Source organism: Bradyrhizobium sp. 2TAF36, assembly GCF_052114925.1.
Classification (GTDB): Bacteria; Pseudomonadota; Alphaproteobacteria; order Rhizobiales; family Xanthobacteraceae; genus Bradyrhizobium; species Bradyrhizobium barranii.
This window is the reverse complement of sequence record NZ_JBFRFR010000121.1, coordinates 1-19391: the sequence shown is the minus strand read 5'-3', so window position 1 is coordinate 19391 and position 19391 is coordinate 1. Positions and strand designations below refer to the sequence as shown.

General features: G+C 56.6%; 13 protein-coding genes and 2 pseudogenes. 10 read left to right on the top strand and 5 right to left on the bottom strand.

The genetic code is table 11. From position 1 onward, the window contains the following. The 4 genes from AB4Z51_RS40875 to AB4Z51_RS40860 form a co-directional block, all read left to right on the top strand. A partial coding sequence (locus tag AB4Z51_RS40875; protein ID WP_441499412.1) for a CHAT domain-containing protein occupies window positions 1-324 on the top strand: 324 nt, incomplete at its 5' end. A gap of 17 nt (window positions 325-341) precedes the next feature. After that, window positions 342-800: a hypothetical protein gene (locus AB4Z51_RS40870; RefSeq protein ID WP_441499411.1), complete on the top strand. Its 459-nt coding sequence runs from the start codon at window positions 342-344 to the stop codon at window positions 798-800. A gap of 196 nt (window positions 801-996) precedes the next feature. Then, window positions 997-1761, top strand: coding sequence for a hypothetical protein (locus AB4Z51_RS40865; RefSeq protein WP_441499410.1), 765 nt, complete (start codon window positions 997-999; stop codon window positions 1759-1761). Between the two features lie 191 nt (window positions 1762-1952). Next, window positions 1953-2480, top strand: coding sequence for a plasmid partitioning protein RepB C-terminal domain-containing protein (locus AB4Z51_RS40860; RefSeq protein WP_441499409.1), 528 nt, complete (start codon window positions 1953-1955; stop codon window positions 2478-2480). Window positions 2481-2700: 220 nt separating this feature from the next. Here the strand turns inward: AB4Z51_RS40860 and AB4Z51_RS40855 are convergent, their stop codons facing one another. Further along, the gene (locus tag AB4Z51_RS40855) at window positions 2701-3624 is read right to left on the bottom strand and encodes a VHL beta domain-containing protein (RefSeq protein WP_441499408.1); all 924 of its coding nucleotides are present in this window, start codon (window positions 3622-3624) and stop codon (window positions 2701-2703) included. 259 nt (window positions 3625-3883) lie between these two features. Between AB4Z51_RS40855 and AB4Z51_RS40850 the strand changes: the two genes are divergently transcribed. The 4 genes and pseudogenes from AB4Z51_RS40850 to AB4Z51_RS40835 all read left to right on the top strand — a co-directional run. Further along, window positions 3884-5047, top strand: a complete 1164-nt coding sequence (locus AB4Z51_RS40850) for a patatin-like phospholipase family protein (protein ID WP_441499407.1) — start codon at window positions 3884-3886, stop codon at window positions 5045-5047. Beyond that, window positions 5044-7047, top strand: coding sequence for a tetratricopeptide repeat-containing protein (locus AB4Z51_RS40845; RefSeq protein WP_441499406.1), 2004 nt, complete (start codon window positions 5044-5046; stop codon window positions 7045-7047). The genes AB4Z51_RS40850 and AB4Z51_RS40845 overlap by 4 nt, the downstream gene beginning before the upstream one ends. Window positions 7048-7384: 337 nt before the next feature. Continuing rightward, window positions 7385-7774, top strand: a pseudogene (locus tag AB4Z51_RS40840) (toll/interleukin-1 receptor domain-containing protein); the annotation flags it as partial. Window positions 7775-8248: 474 nt separating this feature from the next. After that, a pseudogene (locus AB4Z51_RS40835) lies at window positions 8249-8938 on the top strand (caspase family protein); the annotation flags it as partial. A gap of 81 nt (window positions 8939-9019) precedes the next feature. On the opposite strand, the gene AB4Z51_RS40830 reads toward AB4Z51_RS40835, so the two are convergent. Then, complete coding sequence (locus AB4Z51_RS40830; protein ID WP_441499405.1) at window positions 9020-12418, bottom strand: TM0106 family RecB-like putative nuclease; 3399 nt, start codon at window positions 12416-12418, stop codon at window positions 9020-9022. 375 nt (window positions 12419-12793) lie between these two features. Beyond that, window positions 12794-13777: an AraC family transcriptional regulator ligand-binding domain-containing protein gene (locus tag AB4Z51_RS40825; RefSeq protein ID WP_441499404.1), complete on the bottom strand. Its 984-nt coding sequence runs from the start codon at window positions 13775-13777 to the stop codon at window positions 12794-12796. A 212-nt stretch (window positions 13778-13989) separates the two neighbouring features. On the opposite strand from AB4Z51_RS40825, the gene AB4Z51_RS40820 reads away from it, so the two are divergent. Then, window positions 13990-14559 (top strand): LabA-like NYN domain-containing protein, encoded by a 570-nt coding sequence (locus AB4Z51_RS40820; RefSeq protein WP_441499403.1) that lies wholly within the window; start codon window positions 13990-13992, stop codon window positions 14557-14559. Between the two features lie 545 nt (window positions 14560-15104). Here AB4Z51_RS40820 and AB4Z51_RS40815 read toward each other — a convergent pair. Continuing rightward, window positions 15105-15749, bottom strand: coding sequence for a hypothetical protein (locus AB4Z51_RS40815; protein WP_441499402.1), 645 nt, complete (start codon window positions 15747-15749; stop codon window positions 15105-15107). A gap of 417 nt (window positions 15750-16166) precedes the next feature. Beyond that, on the bottom strand, window positions 16167-17927 hold the full coding sequence (locus AB4Z51_RS40810; protein WP_441499401.1) for a B12-binding domain-containing radical SAM protein: 1761 nt from the start codon (window positions 17925-17927) through the stop codon (window positions 16167-16169). Window positions 17928-18223: 296 nt separating this feature from the next. Between AB4Z51_RS40810 and AB4Z51_RS40805 the strand changes: the two genes are divergently transcribed. After that, the gene (locus tag AB4Z51_RS40805) at window positions 18224-19384 is read left to right on the top strand and encodes an IS30 family transposase (RefSeq protein WP_441499400.1); all 1161 of its coding nucleotides are present in this window, start codon (window positions 18224-18226) and stop codon (window positions 19382-19384) included. The last annotated feature ends 7 nt before the right edge of the window (window positions 19385-19391 follow it).

Sequence of the window (19391 nt, the reverse complement as noted above, 5' to 3'; positions counted from 1 at the left end):
GCCTGTAACACGGGTACAGGTGCAGGTGCGGGAGCTGAGGCGGCCTCAGGGCTTGGGCGCGCGTTCTTCTACGCCGGAACGCGCGCGCTTTTGGTCACGAACTGGTCGGTGCACTCGCAATCGGCGCGGCAACTGGTGACTGACCTTTTCAAGCGGCAGGCGGACGATCCGAAGCTGTCGCGGAGCGATGCGCTGCGCGAGGCCACGATGGCCCTTGTCGATGGTCCCGGGTATCTTAATAGCGAAGGCAAGACTGAGTTTGCTTATGCGCATCCGCTGTTCTGGGCGCCGTACACCATCATTGGCGATGGCGGCATACGTTGATCGCAGGTGAGGCTGGAATGATTGAATTCATAATGAGGCGCCCCAATCTGCTTGGGTTTATTGCTGCAGCTATTCTATTTTTGGGCGCATCGCGAGCGACACCTTTTATTACGGAAGAAGAGGCCAAGTTGCCGCCTCCTAAGGGGGCGATCGCGGCGGACCGGCGCGGCATCATGCGCGGTCCAAAGGTGGAATTCGTCTCGCCGGGCGACTCGGTCAGCTCACCCTTACGGCTGGTATTGAAGTTCGAGTCGTATGGCGGCGCAAAGATCGATCCGGAATCGGTCAAGGTGCTGTTTCTTCGTACCCCGAACGTCGATCTTACTTCGCGGATCAAGCCGTTTATCCGGCCCGACGGTATCAGTATGCAGGATGCGGAATTGCCGCCGGGCGAATACACAGTTCGGGTTGACATCAAGGATAGTGATGGCCGGCCGGGCACGACAATCTTCACCTTGAAGGTCGGGCCCAAGTGAGCTGCCCTTACTGCCATTCCGGGATTGCGGATGGTGCGCTGGTTTGTGCGTCTTGTGGGCGCGACGTCGCCATCCCCTCCACGTTAATCGCCGAGCGGGACAATCTCCTGCGCAAGCGGGAGGAGTTACGTCACGAACTGAGGCGGGCCAGGGACGAGGTCGAGGCTATCATGCGACGCAGAAAGTCGCGCTGACGATGGAATGTCCGTTCTGCGCCGAGACTATCAAAGATGAAGCCATCGCGTGCAAGAACTGCTCGCGCGATCTGCGCGTAGTGCGGCCGACGCTCCTCGAGATCGATGAGATCGTTACGGACCTGGACAAGCTGCGGCGCGACCTTGATCGGGTCAACATCCGGCTTGAGCGGTACCGAAATCCGCTGCGCTATTTTGGAACGCATGCCGTTCTTTACGTTGTCATTCCATCTGTGCTGCTAATGGTGGCCCATGTTCTGGTGACCATCACGTTCAACCTTTCTCCAATTCCCCTCCGAATCGCCTCGATCGTCATTCCGCTTCTGTTCGGACTAGTGGCCTACCCCCTGCACCGCGTCTCGGCGCTGGGAGCATTCCTGCTAGCGTTCCTGACTGCAAGCATCAGTATCCTGGCGATGCTGACCGTGACCGGATTCCACGATCGTGTTCCGATCTTGCCGACCGTGTGGATCGAGTGGCGGGAGGTGTTCGAGTATGGCGCGAGTATTTTGCTTGCCTTCGTTTCGGGAAACATCCTGGGTGTTGTCATCTTCCAAGTCTTGCCACGTGTGCTGAGCCAGGGAGGTAAGCCGAACGCGTTCGCCTTCAAGTTGGCGCGTCTACTTGGGCAGCATGTTGGCGAGGAACAGCTACGTCGCCGTGCCCGCTTGATCCAGGACCTCCTGCAAACTGTTGGTCCGTTGGTCGGCGTCGCCGCGACGGCAGTCGGCTCCATCTACGCGGGGCTGAAAGGCTTGCTGGGTTAGGACTGCCCACCAATCACCGCTCCGTACTTAGTCTGTTCAGCATAGCCGACCTACAAAGCTATAAGCAGAGGTCAGTGCGCATCAGGCTCGTCCGTCTTGCGGTTCAATAACGTCCGAAAGCAGATCAGCCGTAACCCGCAAGCTATTTCGCACTTCGGCGAGCTTATGATTGGACAGCATCACGGGCCGGTGTGATAGACGTAATACAAACTCGAATACCCGATCGGAATGTCGACGTCGCCAGCATTCGTCGGCGCCGGAAGCTACTGGACGGCATCTGCGCGGAGGCGGTCGAGCTGCTGAAGGAGAAGCATTTGACCCTCAACTCATTTTCAGAGCTGCGCAAACTTGCGCCGATCCGGCAGATTGAGGCCGCCGAGCTGATGATCGCGATGAACAATTTCTCCAACAGCTATGTGCGCTCGCTGGTGGCGGCAACGCCTCGCAACCAGCTCGCCAGCGGCTACACGCCGCGCACCCCGAAGGGATTATCAGACGAACAGCTCGCGCTGATGGAACGGGAGTCAGCGTCGCTCGCGCGCGAGTTTAAGGTGGCCGAACAGACCTATGGCACCGACCACCTCGATCTGGTGCTGGCGGTTGGCTACCTTTCAAAGCTTTTGCGCAACGGCAAGGGGGTCGGCTATCTCGCCAAGCATTTTCAGGAATTGCTGTTCGAATTTCAGCGCATCACCGAGTCAGAAGCAACCGCCGCCTAACGCCCACGCCGCGCGACATTTTTCGTCAATTCCGCAGCATTCGCGTATGCGTTGTTATGGAAGCAAGCCGGCTAGCCTCCGAGAGTGCCTGCCGGATCCGCGAGCTCGATGGCAGCGGACCACCTCCGTGGCTAATTCGTGAAATGCATTGGGCCACTGTTAGCCGACCAGCTCTGGCCCTCCTTCGAAGCCGCAGGGAGGATACCCTTTTTCCTGTCCGTTACCCTATAGTCACGTCTAATTTGACCGCCGCCGGCATGTATATCCCTACGCACTTGTCTTGCGAATCTGCTACGAGCCACGGATGCGTGATATAAGTTTGAAAGCTGCGCGTTTGACCATGCTCCAGTGTGGCGTATAGCTGCCGTGCGCCTTGATGGTTTATCCAGTACAATCGGATAACCTCGGAACGCGCGTTGGTGAAGTATATGTAAGTAACAAACTGCGTTCCGAGCGAACGCAGGTTCTTCTCCTCCTCACAGGCCACTGCTGCAGTTGTGTTGTCGGGCGCGACGGTCGATCTTGATGAAGCTATCTTTAAGGGTGACCGCAGCCACCAAACCCCAAATCCTGCGCTTGTGACAAGAATCAACAGCGCAGACAGCACCCATCGAAAATCATACCGCCTCTTTTGCGAGACGGCACCATCGATAGGCTTCTTCTGTGAAGCTGGTGCCGTAGGCGCTTCTAGGTGACTTTCGATCGCTCGAAACAACCGATCGAGATGGTGATCGAAGTCTCTCCCTGAGTCTACTTCGGCAGCGTTAAGGAACGAAAGTTCTTGTAAACTCGGGGGCAATCGCGCAGGCGGAGGCATCTCAGCACTGTCGACCAGGACGGGGAGAATCGGGACCCTTAGCTCGATCGCCTTTTCCACCTCCATCCTAACGAAATCTTTTGCGTCATCGATACGCCGCTTCCTGCTTCTTGTGGACCCCAACCACTTCGGACCGATGATGACAAGCAGCGTATTGGTACCCGATAGAGCGCTTGTAAAGTGATCCTGGAAGTTCACGCCAAACGGAATGCTATCGATGTCCATGAAAACGGATTCTGGACCGAATCGAGCCATCAGCCGATCACGAATCCGACCCGATATCCCGTCTGAATCGCCTCGACGATAGGAAATTACAATCTTGCTCATGCGCGGTTCTACCAAGACAAGGACGGTATTGACCCATCATTCTGGTGGCTCATCGACTTGTCGGCGCATTCGATGGTGCCCATACGATGAAGGCCCGTCACGAAAAACAACAATGCGTGGTTGCATTTTAACCGAAATGAATACTATTCTACGATCATAAGAGCCCACGATCAACGTAAAGGTTGCCATAATCATTTGCTTGGCGCTGCCGATTGCAGATAGCCAGCCGGCGCGAGCATAAGGTTTGGAGAGGCACACCATGACCTTGATTGAACGTATCGAGCGCTCGGGAAAAAAGAGACTACTAGCGATCGATGGTGGAGGAATTCGCGGCGTCCTTGCACTGGAGATATTGCAGAAGATCGAGAAACTCTTGAGACCTAAACCTAACGATCTTGATTTTCGGTTGGCGCATTATTTCGACTATATCGCGGGCACCAGTACGGGCGGAATTATTGCCGCCGGCTTGTCTATGGGCATGGCAGTCAGCGAGATCAAGAAATTCTACGAAGACGCCGGACCACAGATGTTTGTGCGAACCAATCTAGTTCAGCGCCTTCGCCACAAATACGATGATGAACCGCTGGCACGGATGCTTAAACAAGTGTTCGGGCAAGACAATTGTTTAGGCTCTGAATGCCTGCAAACTCTGCTGCTGTTAGTCGTGCGGAACGCGACGACTGATTCACCGTGGCCTCTCTCCAATAATCCGTACGCCAAATACAACGTGACAGGCCACCCTGATAACAATCTAAATCTTCCTCTTTGGCAGCTGATCCGTGCAAGTACCGCAGCGCCTACGTATTTTCCGCCGGAAGTCATCGTTTTTCCTGGCCAAGCCGCAGAGCGAATCTTTGTCGATGGCGGGATAACGATGTACAACAATCCGGCATTTCAGATGTTTTTGATGGCTACCGTAGATCGTTACTGGGCACGGAAGCCTTCGGTTCGCTGGCAGGCAGGAACTGAAAATATGCTGGTCGTATCAGTAGGCACCGGCACAAGTCCGGGCGCACACTCCGATCTTAGTCYGCGGCAAATGAGTTTGTTGTTCAACGCGACCACAATTCCCGCGGCTCTCATGTTCGCTGCTTCGAATGAACAGGACTTGCTCTGTCGTGTGTTCGGTGATTGCAGAGCTGGCGATCGGCTGGATGGTGAGGTCGAAGATGTAATTGGCAGTGCTGGCCCGCTGGAGCGAGAAGATAAGCTATTTTCGTACGTTCGCTACAATGCGGAGCTCTCACGAGCTGGGCTGGATGCCATTGGCTGCAACGATATTCAACCGCATCAGGTACAAGCACTAGATTCCATCAATGGCGTTTCGCTTCTTCGCGAAGTCGGAGCTATGGTCGCAGAGAGAAAGGTTGACCTTTCGCACTTTGCCGGCTTTTACAACGATGAAGAGCCGGGAACGTCATGACGTCGGCGAGCCGAGCGTTTGTTATTATGCCCTTTGGTAAAAAGAAGGGACTTGACGGCAATGAGATCGATTTCGATGCGGTATACAGTTTGCTGTTGTCGCCCGCAATTTCCGCGGTCGGACTAACGCCGCATCGTGCCGATGCAGATCGACGAGGTGGCTCGATACATTCGGATATGTTCCAAGATCTACTATTAGCAGAGTTCGTCGTCGCGGACCTTACGTTAGACAATCCTAACGTTTGGTACGAAATCGGTGTGCGACATGCTCTGCGGGGCACCGGCACTATTATGACGTATGCCTTGCGGGAGCGCCTACCTTTTGACATCGCTGGACAGCGAATGCAGCGCTACACCCTGTCAGGCTCGAAACCTGATCCGGCGACTCTAGAGGCCGACCGCAACGGCCTGACCGATGCAATCAGGCAAACCCTCGAAGCTTGGGAAGGTCGGCGCTCGAGTCCCGTCTATCAGCAGTTGCCTTACTTGCGGGAACCGAACTGGAAAACCTTGCGGGTGGGTGGGATCAATGAGTACTGGGATTCCTTGCAGCGATGGCAAGCACGGATCGAGATTGCACGACGCAAGCAACGCCCTGGAGACATCTTAGTTTTAGCCGACGAAACTCCGAATAGTCTTCTGGAATTTGAGGCATTATGTACAGCAGCCGATGCGCTCATTCGATTACAAAAGCCACGCTTTGCACTCAAAATATTGGAGCGCGCGCGAAAGCTTGATCCTGTCGATATCAGAGCGCGCCAACTTGAAGGACGAGCACTAGGGCGGGCGGAACGCTACACCGAGGCGCGAGAAGCTCTGACACAGCTCGCGTCGGAAAGTAAAGATGGAGAATCACTCGGCATTTGTGCCCGCACTTGGAAGGATGAATGGCTACAGGGCTGGAATGCACACCCATTGCGGAAGACCAATCCTACGACTGCGGCACGTGCCACTGCCGCTGCCCTGCACAGTGCTGCTTCCGCGTATTACGAAGCATTCCGCTCGGTCCCCGGTGAATTCTATTCGGGTATCAATGCGTTGACCCTCGGTCGAGTTTGGGAGCACGTGACAGAGGAAGAGAGCACGCTGCCACTTGAGTTGATCGATGATGGTGTGCGGTGGAGCTTGGCGGCTGGCATTAATGCTAACAGAACTTACTGGTCGCTAGTTAGCAGCGGAGAACTTGCGGTAGTACACAACCGCAAGCGAGAAGCGATAAGCTATTATTCTGAAGGAGCGGCGTTAGCCGTCGCGAACGGTGATCGATTTGCACTAGACGCCTCAAGCCAACAGTTGGATTTCCTTCGGGCATTGATGTATCGACCCAGCATTGTTGGCGAACTAGCAAAGGTACTAGACGCCGCGGAGAAGGAACTTGATACGAGGATCGGATCAAGGGCCCTTGATCAGTCTCAACCTCAGCACATTGTGCTATTTAGCGGTCACATGATAGATGACCCCTCGGCAAGAGGTCCGGGAGCTGAAAGGTCAGCACGGTTTCCCGATGCAAAAGTCAATGCGGTCGCCGCACGGATTGAGGATTGCCTCAACCGGATCGGAGCCGGTCGAGGCGACCTCGGCTTAAGCGGAGGGGCTTCTGGGGGTGACTTGTTATTCGCTGAGGCCTGCCTCAAGAGGGGCATGTCGCTCGAAATTCGCCTGTCAGCTGCAGAACCGGAATTTCTTGCTGAGTCGGTCACATTTGCTGATCCCGACCACTTCTGGGAGGAGAGCTTTGCTCGAGTTAAGTCTCACCCCGCAACCACACTTCTCTACATGCCCGAAGAACTCGGGCTCGCGCCGAAGAACATCGGGAAATACGATCGATGTAATCGTTGGTTACTCTATACGGCTCTTTCTCAAGGTCTCAGCAAGGTGTCGTTTGTGACACTTTGGAATGGGCAGCCTGGCGACGGACCCGGCGGCACTCAAGATATGATCGACTTGGTGAGGAAGTTCACTGGACAGCAGCCTTGGATAATCAATCCAGCAACGCTTTAACCCGCTGATAGACTGTCGCATAACAGAAGTTCAGAGTGATGCGCTAGGCATTGGGTGCAAAATCAGCGCGCCAATTCACCTACACCCACGAGGCCAAAGGGCAGGGTGTTTTTGCGATTTATGGGCCCAAGGTCCCTGTGGCAATGCCCCTGGCAAATTGCCGCGTGTATTTCAGGCACAGCGCACTGCGCTAAAGGCATTGGATTACTGCATTCTTAGGTTTCGGAGATCGTTTGGCGTTGAGAGCACATCAAACGGATTCCGCCAAACCGCCCTGATCATTGCAATTTACAGTAGACCGGCGCGATAATGATTTAGGAGGGAGGATGGAGCGTCCATGGCTGGAATTTTCATCAACTACCGGCGAGACGACGCACCAGGCGTAGCCGGTCGGTTGGGCGATCGGCTAGCCGAAAAGTTTTCGCGTAGTGAGATCTTCATGGACGTGGACGCCATGAAGCCGGGCTTCGATTTTGCTAAGCAACTCGACGAACAAGTTTCTAAGTGCGACGTCCTGCTAGCGATAATTGGACCGAATTGGATCAACGCAACTGACGACAAAGGAAGGCGCAAAATCAGCCAAAGCGGCGATTTTGTAAGAATTGAACTCGCAGCAGCCTTGAAACGAGATATTCCTGTAATTCCGCTGCTAGTCCACGGCGCAGCGATGCCTTCAGAGGACGAACTGCCGGACGAGCTGAAGCCACTCGCCAGGCGTCACGCCATGGAAATTCGGCATACACGGTTTACTGCGGATTGTGAGGCAATTATCCGCGCCTTAAATACCCTCTTGCCTCGAAGTCGGAGATTGCCGCAAATAGTAACTGCAGTACTCGGCGTATCCATTGTTTTGGGTGGCCTCGCCTGGATCTCAACTCAAAAGAACTTCGAATTATCGTTCGGAAGTTCATCGAAGGAGCAACTCCACACTTTCGCGCCAGCAACGGGCACGGTTCCTTCGCCTAACGCTAACGCTTCAGCGGGCTTAGCTGACCGTGCATCGGCTAGAAGAACTGACGCTTCCAGCTCGGATTCTAAAATCACCGATCGTCAAAATTCATCCTCGGCTTCCACCGGTGCACCTCCTTTCAATAAATCGACAGAAGCGCGCGCTCCGGACTCCTACATTCAAGCTCTTCCCGCTCCAAAGCCTTCCAGCGAGGTAGTTCCAACAGAAGGATCGCAGCGCTCCTCATCTTCGATATCTTCATCACCTTCAACATTGTCCGGAAGGATTGCGCTCGTCATCGGCAACGCGAAATATCCGGACGCGGACTCTCCCTTACCCGAACCTGTTGATGATGCGCGCGCCATTTCTGATCAGCTACGTCTGAGTGGTTTCGAAATTGTAGCGGGCGAAAACCTCACAGGCGACGGTATGCGTCGAGCGCTCAATCTATTCTACGATAAGATAAAGCCTGGTTCAGCGTCATTGATCTTTTTTAGCGGATTTGGGGTTCAGTCAGCTCGACAGAGCTACTTGCTCCCGGTCGACGCGCAGATATGGACGGAGAACGACGTTCGCCGCGACGGATTCGCTCTTGAGACAATTCTGGTCGACCTTAACAACCGCGGAGCAGGAGTGAAGATCGCATTAATCGATGCGTCGCGCCGAAATCCATTTGAACGACGCTTTCGCAACTCTAGTGCAGGTTTAGCTCCGACCATTGCACCCAATGGCTCGCTCATAATGTATTCTACATCATTGAGCAGTATCGCAAGCGAGCGTGGGATCTTCGTACAACAGCTCATCGAGCAGATGAGACAGACGAGAGTTTCGGACTTGACGGCTGAAGAGACTCTAAACCGAACGCGGGTGGCAGTTACGAAGGCGTCAAAGGGCGAACAGGTTCCGTGGATATCGTCTTCACTCGCAGAGGATTTCTCTTTTAATCAGCCTCCATCTGCGAGCGCGAAACAGTAGCCAAGCTCCTACTTGGTGAGCCTCCGCAATCATCGGAATGATCGCAACTTACAGGGGAAGCGCCAATTCAATGTATCGGCAGAAAGCGTTCGCCAGTTGCATCTGTCGGGGCGTTCGGCAKTCTATCTCGAATAGCCGCGGACAGGCGACCAAAATGCAGAGGCACTTCGCGCGCGAAGTTGCCACGTTCAGGCGGTTTGGACTGTAGAGAAACTCCATCCCCCGTGGGGCGTCGGAATGAGACGAGGTAGTCATCGAATAGATCACGATCGGCGCCTCCTGCCCCTGAAACTTATCAACAGTGCCTATGCGCGCGCCCGGCAATCGCTCCTGAAGTTCGAAGACTTGCGCGTTGTAAGGAGCGATGATCAGGATATCCTCCAGCCTGATGGCAGCTTCCATTCCCGTCCCATCGACCCAGCTTGCCTTGCTGCTGAGGATTTCATCGACGAGCCGTTTGATCTCGTCTGCCTCTTCAGGAGAAGAATTCTGGTTACCCTCATGCTGTACAGCAAGATAGCGCAGACCAGTCCCGTTCACTCGACTCGATGACCTGATTTCCTGCCGCTCCAGTCCGGCACGCGAGCGTAGTCGGTCTTCATAGAAGAGCTCGGACGTGAAGGCGCAGATGTCGGGGTGCAAGCGCCAGGTTTCCTCAAGGAAAAGTCCGCGGCCTGCCTCGATCGTTGCGTGTTCGCCCAGGACGTGATCAAGCGCCGATACTGCGACGCCATCCGGATGACTCCCCTGTATCGGCTGCTCGAGCTGCCTCGGATCCCCCAGGAGAACAATGCTTTCCGCCGCTTGCGACACAGCCAACACATTTGCCAGTGACATCTGTGCCGCCTCGTCTACGAATAAGACATCCACAATGCCCGCCGCGTCCGGGCGCGCCCAAAACCAGCCGGTGGCGCCACCCACCTGGCAGCCATTGCCGACCCCGTCGATGAAATCTGGATTGCTGGTCGTCTGCTGGAGTCCCGGAAGAGAGACCTGCTCGTCAGAGACTTTTTGTATGCACTGAATGGCCAATTGCTGTTCGGCAGCAGCCTCCAGCGATTTGTCAAGCAGGTGGCGAATGACCTTGTGGCTGTTGGCCGTGACGCCCACTGTCCGCTTGTTGCGCACCAGTGCGCAAATCATGCGTGCGCCGGCATGGGTCTTGCCAGCGCCAGGCGGTCCCTGCACCGGAAACACGCTCCTATCAAGCGAGAGCGCCGCGCGCATCGCGGTCGCAAGCGGCGGCTCGCCAGCCTGCTCTAATGGCTGCCCGCGAAGGCGCGGAGCGATCTTGAGCAGTAAATCGCGAGCGGCACGGTAGGCGCCCGGCCCGCCAATTCCGCGATCCGCTACATATTCGCCAATCCGGAAAACCGACTCGGCTAGAACCTGATTTTTGATGAACTTGTGGGCAAACAGAGCTTCGGGATGGAAGTCAGCCGTGTCCTGACGCTTCTTGATATCGATTGTTCTGTCATCATTAGAGATTGCAACGACAACACCTAACTTGTCACCGCCGACGCTCCTTAAATCGTCATCGGCTCGAACGTCGGTCTCCTGTATTGTGAACTTATAGCGATGGATCGGTGCCTTTGCCGAGCCGCCGTTATTGCCGACAAACGTCAGCCCTCCCAATCCAGCGCGCTCGTGCAAGAGGTCGTCGGCCGACAAGTCGCTCAGCCGGAAGTACTCCCACCAGACCGCCTTGTTTTCGCGACCAAAGAAATCAATCAAGTGGGCCAGCAACCATCGTGCCTGCTGCTCTGCACTTCGTTGGGTCACGTCGTCCGGGACGTCGCTGGTCAGCCGCGCCACAAGCCCGGCGACTCGGCGCTTCCAGTCACTGAGATCCTCGCCAATCTCGGCCGCCTTCGGCTGCGGTCGATCGATCGTGTTTCCCTGCCCGATTAATCCGTTCCGCACCCCCTCAAGCCAGTCCCACAAGGCGCGCGTCGAGGCGCAGTCGTCGTGGTTATAGCCGATGATCGCGGCTCGATCAGCGGGGTCAATTCCAGCGGCGTCTGCCAACTCGAGGCAGGCCTGCACCCGCGCCATGGCGCCGCCGACATCGATCAGCGGGACCGTGCGATCAAACTGGTACAGTGGTTCCAACTTCTTGATCGAATAACTCTCGACGCTGGCGCGGATGCTCTGCCGGACAATGGCGTACAAGTCCACGAACACGCCTGCCCGAAGCAAATTGTCGACCTCGTCCTCTCTCGTGGCGTACCGCCCCATCAGCCGCTTCAAAGCAGCCGGCTCATAGGGCGCAAAGTGATAGATGTGCAAACCGGGGTACTTGGTCCGCCACTCCGTGACGAAGTCGATGAAGCGTTCGAAGGCCGCCCGTTCCTGCTGCCGTGTAGTCACCCAGTCGCCGACATAGGCGTCCGTGCCGTCGTCATTGGCATAGAGATAGCCGAACAGGAACTCGAGCCCTCCRCCGTCCACGAACGGATCGCCCTCGAAATCAAAAAAGATATCTCCGGGCGACGGTTCAGGCAGCCGGAACAAGCCAAACTCCTCCACCAACGGCAGCACCTCATAAAGCAGCTGGCCCGCTCCGCGACCCTCGACCTGAAGTCTCGCCTGTTCACGCACTTTCTCGTAGCTTGGCGCGGTGCCGCGATCAGGCCGCCATTGCAGCGGGACGGGCAGCGTGGCGAGGGCGGCCATGGTACCCACACCTCGTCGGATCAGCTCCTCAATCTGGGTCTTGGCTATCCCGGCGACAAGCGACAGATGGTCGTCCGCGCGCCGCCTCGCAGCACAGGGTTCGCGCCATCGGCAGACCTCGCAGTGCTCGATCGGGTTGGGATAGAGACCGTCGTGCTCGGGTGCAGCCGCAAAGGTCTCTAGGCTTTGTCTGATACGTCGGTAAAACGCAGCAAAATCGGCCACGCGGTGGGCCTCCGGCAGATACTCTGTTCCGGGTGTCACGACATGCGCAATCTCCGGGACCTTCTGCTGTATGGTCGCCAATAGGTCCGAGTAGAGGCTCAGCTGCAGAACTGTGTTGCCCTTCGTCTCGCGAGCCAACTTGGTGTCGGTGACCTCGTATGACCAAGCGCCCAATCCGCTTGGTGTCTCGACCCGCCGCAGCACGTCGGCGCGACCGCTCCACTGCCCGACCATCATCGCCGCCTGGACGATCACCGCGTCGCCGCGCGCCATCGCCTGCCGCGTTTGGGTAACCGAGGCCTGATCGATGCCAACGCCGGCAACGACGGTGACGGTCCCGCCCTGTTTGGCGAGATGGTCGACAAAACCCTGCTCATGAGTCTTGCCTCGCTCCACCAGCGCGTCGAGGGACGGATCATCTCGGGGCTTTGGCTTGGCCAGTTCGCCGTGTGCGACCTTGAGGTCGAGGTGCGTGAAGTAACGACAATTCAAGTGTCCAACCAGGTCACCAGCGCTGAAGATGATCGCCGCACCGCTCTTTTGCATGCATCCCCCCAGCCTGCTGCCCTGGACCTGGGCACACAGCTACAGCAACAACAATACCGGGCTTTAACGAGCGCGAAAGCGCTAGGTACGACACGCAGAGCGCGAGCGAGCGGTCCAGGCTCCTCCGGCGTTCCAGCGAAGGTGGCGCCAGGAGAAGCCGCCTTCGCGTATCCGATGTTATGGAAGAACTAGGCCTTTGGGTGAGCCGGCCGAGTCGTTGAGAGTCCATCGCGTGCGCAAGCGTGCGACGTCCGCATTGACCTCAAAAACAGACATCAGCGCCGCCTATCGGAAAATCCGCGAGCGGCCCACAAGCAGAAATCATCCACCGATCAATAAACCAACGGAATCGAGCACAGGAGCCTCTAGAACCATTTAATCGGCTGTTGCGGAGCCTGCAGCGGAACGTAGTTCGGTAGGAGCAATTCCATACCACCGCTTAAACGCATGCGTAAATGTACTCACTTCCTGATAACCCAGCAGCCAAGCAATTTGGGATATTGAGAGATCGCCATGTGTCAAATAAGACTTCGCAAGATCGGCCTTGCTTTGATCCAATATCCCGGAATAGGTGAGTCCTTCCGCTGCCAATAACCGCGCGAGGGTGCGACGGCTTACGCCGAGCTCCTTTGCAACGATTGTGGCCTTGGCTTTTCCGTGCGGCAGCAGGGGACCAATCGCATGCTCTACTCTCGAGCGAAGGCTGGTTCGTTCCGGCGCCCTAGTCGCTAAGGCTTCATCTGCGTACTGCACCAGCATCTCGTGCAAGTAGGGGTCGGCGCCGATAATCGGAAGCGTCTTCACCTGCGCAGGAAGAACAATTTCGTCAACATCCGCTCCGTACGTCACATCACACCCCAGAAACGTGCGACACTCCGGTGGCGTCGCCTCGCGCGAATGCCTGAAGCTAAACCGTTTCGGCGCAAGTCGCGTCCCGGTGATTTGTCGGCACAAACGCACTATCGAAAATAGCCAAAATTCAAATTGATGCCGGTCAGATAGGCGCTGCACTCCGACGCAGTCGATTGTAATGGCTGCGCGGTTGGCCTCAAAGGTTATCTTAATGCTGTCATTGACGATACTCGTGTAGCGCTCGCTATTGCTCATAGCATCCACGAAGCTGTCGGAGGACGACAGAATATAATAGAGCAGCCCGATTTCGCGCATCTCAAAAGCCTGAGATAGTCGAAATCCAAGAAGATCGTCTTGCAGCGCATCGGCTGCAATCTTCAAAAACTTGACCTGGGCCACAACTTCAAGCCGACGAGTCGGGTCTTCAACTTCGTCGACTGTCAGACCTGCCCTGTCCAGCAAGGGCGCCAGCGGCACTCCGATGGCGTGCAGCTTTGCACATGCCATTCGCGCGGCAGCGCCGGCCGCACTTGGGACTGCATATAGCGGTGACCTCGCGGGAAGGCCCATACCAATTACCGTCCTGTCGCAGCTTCGCGACGTAGGCACCAAACATCAAACAATTGGCTCGAAATGACAACTTGCGACACGGCATGTCTCCAAAATTTGCCATCGACGCATCCGAATTGATCAGCTTAAGAAATTTGAAGAGGAAGTAAATGGCATTCCAGCCATCGTCCAAGATCGGCCTCTTTATTGATGGCGCCAATCTTCATGCAGTGTCCAAAGCGCTCGGCTTCGACATCGACTTCGGGCGCCTTCTCCGGGAATTCCAGTATCTCGGATCAACGTTGCGCGCGTTCTACTACACCACCATTTCCGAGGAGGCGAACCGTTCGATCGGTCCACTAATCGGGTGGCTCAACTACAACGGCTACACGGTAGTCACCAAGCCAGCCAAAGAGTTCGCCTACGCAAATGGCCGCCGCAAAATCAAGGGCGATATGAATGTCGAGCTCGCGGTGCATGCAATGGCGCTCGCAAAACAATTTGACGAGATGGTGTTGTTCTCTGGCGACGGCGACCTCCGCCCGCTAGTGGAAGCTGTTCAGCGTCTGGGCGTTCGTGTTTCCGTGGTGTCAACGATTACAACTCACCCAGCAATGATTGCCGACGAGCTCAGGCGTCAGGCTGACGAATTTATTGATCTTGCCGCGCTGCGGCACAAATGTGGTCGCAACACGGCCGAACGTTCGGCTGCGGTCGGACGGGACGCCGATCCCACATAAAATCGTCACGTCCCCTGAGGTCACACACGGAGGTGCGCAGCGCGGGTCTCGCGGCTCGGCGTATCCTCTGGTAGCCGACATGCGATTAGCTTGAGCCTGAGACGACGGCCGCGTTCGCAAATCAGTTGCTATGGAAGAAATCAGCCAGCGGCCGATGTCCGCTTGACACCATTAACGGATATATAGAGGTTTGGGTCGATGCGAGGGACCTCACGGCCTCACGCAAAATTCACAGGCGACTTCGGTAGCGCGATTGAGGTCATACGAATCAGCGATCGCTCGCTGCTTAGTGTTTTCGCGAAAAATCTTGAGCCCTGCAACTTTCGACTTTTGCAACACAATCGGCCACAAGCTGACATTTCGAGTAGAACTCGACCGCTGCGGCTCCGTTTGTTTCACTGAGCGATAGCAGCGAACGCGGTCTTGCTCATTTTTTTTTGCGGCGAAGCGATCTGCCGGTTCAGGCACGCGCCGTAGGCAACAGGTCCGTGTATCCGTTCTGAAACAACAGGCAATCGCAATTGTATGAAACCGGAACACTGGTGTTAACGTGCCGCGGGCTTTTCGATCAGCTTTTTCAGGCTGTCGCGGGCAGGCTTGCTGTAACCATCGCCATGTCGCGTCTCGCTGTTATAGACGCCGGGCGACCTTTGCAGCGAAGCGATCTGCGCGTTCAGGCACTCACTGTAGAGAACAGGTCCGAGCACCTTATGAGACACGCAAGCAAGCTCCATTAATTCTCGCGTCTCGCTGTCATAGCCACTCAGACTGGGGATGCCGGGCCACTTTTGCAGCGAAGCGATCTGCGCGTTCAGGCACTCGCTGTAGAAAGCAGGTCCGAGCACCTTATGAGACACGCAAGCAAGCTCCATTAATTCTCGCATCTCGCTGTCATAGCCACTCAGACTGGGGATGCCGGGCCACTTTTGCAGCGAGCCGCGTTGCCTGATCTTGGCAAAAGCAATTTGCCGGTTCAGGCAGGTGCCGTAGGCGACAGGTCCGTTTGCCTTTTCCACACTGCAAGCAAGCTCCATTGTTCGTCGCGTCTTGCTGTCGTAGCCACTCAGATCGGGGATGCCGGGCGATTTTTGCGTCGTCTGAGCGATCAGCGGCGCGCTGAAGACGGTCAAAATTGCGCCGAATGCGAGCGACACGAGCAGCGCTAGTTGGCAACTGCGTAGCTGCAGCATCGGCATCACTTCCGGTGTTAATCGCATAAATTTTGCTCTCTGCTTACACGCCAAGCCCTAAAGAACGGAAACGTACGAGGTTAATTAGAGTGCATTTTGCTGTTCTTGCTAGAGACAGCCAATCTTTTGCTTTTTCACGCCAATCACGCGGCTGCTTACCACCCGATTGATGACTACCATCGCATCTTGCTCAAGACCGTTATGGGTCATGAGCGGCGGTTTGGAAGTCGGCCAGTCACTTCCGGTCTACCCCAATAAGCTGACGATTTCAGAGCCAAGCCGGACTTCGCGTGAGGGCCAAAAGCCGAAGTGGACGTTTTGGGGCTGTTCGGTGCAAACGGACGTCGCTTGTCCGTCAATCTGTGAGGATACGATGGTTCGCGGCGGCTTGAGTATCAGCTAACGCGAGTTTTGCAACTACCGCACGGACAGCTTAGGTTTCTGCGCCTCTTCGATATGCCGCCGCTGATCGAGAAACGCCTGGCTGGACCGGGTCTTGTACAAGTCCAGATTCTCAGTCTCGTCGGGCAGCAGTGTGATCGCCTCATCGACATAGGTGAGCCGGTGCGGATCCGACTTGACCTTGCGCGCCAGCCGGTGGAGGCGCAGCGCTAGCGATGCCCATTGCGCGGCCTTCACGACGGTCTCGGCGACATAGCGCGGATAGAACGACCAGGCCGGCTCGACCGGCAGATGCGGACGCCGCTCGTCGCGGCTCTTGAGCCGCAGCACACCCCCTTCGAGCGGATGGACCCGCTCGATGGGATGGTAGCCTTTGAAATAAAGCGCGTAGGTCCCGATCTTGCCGACATTGTTGCCCATCGACGCGGCACGCCGCATCAGCGTCTCGATGTGCTCCCAGCTGTAATAGGTGTTCCATGCGAGCTCGCAGGCCCGCTCCCAGTCCGCCTTGGACATGGCGGGGTGGTCGACCGTGACGTGGTCCAGGTCGTATTTGTTGAGGTCCGTATCCATCGCGACGCCCTTCATGTAGAGCGTCTTGTGATCCTCCGAGCCTGGCAGTGGTGTCAGGAAGAAGAACTCCAGCATGTCGATCGGCAGCTCATGCTTGACGATCTCGATGTCGCGAACGATCGATTCCGGTGTGTCGTTGGGAAAGCCCAGAATGTAGCCGCCGACGGTCATGATCCTGGCCTTCTTCCAGGCCAGCATCATCTCGCGATAGTCGGTGATCTTGTTCTGCCGCTTCTTGGCGCCGAGCAGACTGTCCGGGTTGATGTTTTCGAGGCCGATGAAGCATCGCCGGACGCCGGCCTTGGCGCATTTCTCGATGAAGTTCGGTAGCTTGTGGCAAAGCGTGTCGACCTGGATCGTGAAGCGGAGGTCCCAGCCCTCCTTCTCGCGCAGCGCGATGATGCGGTCGAGCAGGCTTTCCCAATCCTTGTTGCGCGCAAAATTGTCGTCGGTGAGGAAGAAGGCGAAGACGCCCTGGGCGACGTTGGCGCGGATCACGGCCTCGATGTCGTCGGCGCTGCGGCGTCGCGACTTGCGGCCCTGCACGTTGATGATGGTGCAGAACGAGCACTGGAACGGGCAGCCGCGCCCGGCGTCGAAGCTCGTGGTGTGGCCGATAACCCGCCGGATCTGCTGGCGGGGAATGATCGGCAATGGCTGGCTCTCCAGGTGAGGCAGATCGTCGATGTAGTTGTAGAGAGGCTGCAATCGCCCGGCGGCCGCGTCCTGCAACAGCCCCTCCAGCCGTCCCTCGGCCTCGCCTGCGAAGACCGACACACCGAGGTCCATCATCTCCTGAACGCCGGGATCGCGCTCCGGCAGCATCGAGAGGGTGCCGGACACATGGAAGCCGCCGATCGCAACGTGGATTCCGAGCTTGCGAAACCGTCTCGCCAGATCAAGCGATCGGGGAAACTGATTGGACTGGACCCCGACCAGCATCACCATACCGGAATCCGCGGCCTTGATTGCGCGCGCCAGATCCGCGACACGCACCTTCCAGTTGGTCTCATCGATGGCGTCGATCTCGATGTCGAAATTGGGCCCGAGAACCTGGCGTTCACGACAATCGAGCGCGATGCCGTAAAGGCAGGCCAATGAGTTCGAAGGCAGGCCGCCGCGCCACCATCGAATGACGTAGCCATCGTCGTCGTAATGTGACGGCTTGATCAGAACAAGCCGGAAACTCCTGCTCTTGCTCATAAGCAAGGGGTAGCTCGATGTCGGTCATAGGCCAACTGCTTTTCGCGAGGTCCTCGCAAAAAACGACGAACTGTGACACGAAAAACATCCTATCCGAGTACCTCGGCTAACCGCACACGGCGCAATCGCATGTTCGGCACAAATTGGGGTGCGCAGTCGCCAGCTAGTCATGCGCCAGACGTCCGTTCCGGGTCAAAACCGGCAATCGACGGCGGAGCCCGGCGCTTCCGCTCTGGCATGGCGGTCTCAACTGATCGACGCAACACTTTATCTTAGAGGAAAAGATGGAGTGTTGGATGGAACGGAGATTTCATAGAGGTTTCACTGCGGCAGAAAAGACGGAGTTATGGGACCGGTGGAAGCGCGGGGAGTCACTGAAGGCGATCGGSCGAGCTTTTGGTAAGCAGTCATCGTCGATCTATTTTCTAGTTGCTCCGCATGGAGGGTTTCGTCCTGCGGAGCGGCGTCGCTCCAGGCTGGCATTGACGCTTGCGGAACGCGAGGTGATTTCCAGAGGCGTTACGGCACATCAATCGGCCCGGTCGATCGCCAAATTACTTGGCCGCTCCCCATCGACGGTGAGCCGGGAAATGAGCCGCAATGGCGGCTATGACCGCTACCGGGCGACACTTGCGGACGAGAATGCCTGGGCACGATCCCGTCGTCCAAAATGTTGTAAGCTGGCGACCAATCCGCGGCTTCGGCAGGCAGTGGCAAGGAAGCTCAGATTAGATTGGTCACCCGAGCAGATAGCCGGTTGGCTGAAGAGAACGTATCCTGAAGACGAGTGTAATCAGGTGTCACACGAGACCATCTACCGCAGCCTGTTTGTCCAAGCGCGTGGCGTGCTCAAGAAAGAGCTGCTTAGTCATCTTCGATCGAGGCGTTCGATGCGCCGCTCTAGGCCGGTTGATCCGAATGGCGATAGACGGGGACACATGAAGGATGCCGTCTCAATCCGTCAGCGACCGGCTGCGGTTGAAGATAGGGCTGTGCCTGGCCATTGGGAGGGCGATCTGTTGTCCGGGCCGAACAACACCTACATCGCGACCTTGGTCGAGCGTCAAACGCGTTACGTGATGTTGGCYAGGGTGGCAGGCAAGGACACCCGGACTGTAGTCAACGCGCTCATCAAGCAGGCGAAGAAGCTACCTAAAGAGCTGTATAAGTCCCTGACCTGGGACCGGGGCAAGGAACTGACGGATCATCGGCGCTTTRCGATGGCGACCAACATCGATGTCTATTTTTGCGACCCGCAAAGCCCGTGGCAGCGCGGGTCGAACGAGAATACCAATGGCCTGCTCAGACAGTACTTTCCAAAGGGCACCGACTTGTCGGTGCATTCGCAAGCCCATCTGAACAAAGTGGCTCGTCAGCTAAACGAACGACCACGTGAGACCTTGCAATTTGAAACGCCAGCAGAGAGATTTAATGCCTGTGTTGCGTCGACCGGTTGAGCCGGCC